Source organism: Seonamhaeicola algicola (genome assembly GCF_007997385.1).
GTDB lineage: Bacteria > Bacteroidota > Bacteroidia > Flavobacteriales > Flavobacteriaceae > Seonamhaeicola > Seonamhaeicola algicola.
Map to the genome: position 1 here is coordinate 105,456 of NZ_VOSC01000019.1, position 432 is coordinate 105,887.

Here is a 432-nt window from a genome sequence, read left to right on the forward strand (position 1 = left end):
GTACACATAGGCCCAAGTATCTGTGTTACCCGCACAATCTGTATAGGTGTAAGTATACGTTCTAGTACCTTCACAAGTTAATGGATCAGGGTTTTCAGTGATTACCGCTGCTGAAGGGGTTAAAGTATTACCACAAGCATCCGTTACTGTTGGTAGTGTAAATTTCTCAGTAGCATCAGCGATACAATCTACAGTTTCAGCACCATCGGCTTCAGTAATAGTGAATGCAGGTGTATCGATGGTGTACACATACGCGCAAGTATCTGTGTTACCCGCACAATCTGTATAGGTATAAGTATACGTTCTAGTACCTTCACAAGTTGATGGATCAGCGTTTTCAGTGATTACCGCTCCTGAAGGCGTTAAAGTATTGCCACAAGCATCAGTGACTGTTGGTAATGTAAATGTTTCTGTAGCATCTGCGATACAATC

General features: G+C 42.1%; 1 protein-coding gene. It reads right to left on the minus strand.

Annotated features, from left to right (window positions below; all coding sequences use genetic code 11):
* The coding region (locus FUA26_RS15665; RefSeq protein ID WP_222611754.1) for an HYR-like domain-containing protein at positions 1-432 on the minus strand (432 nt) is incomplete at both ends.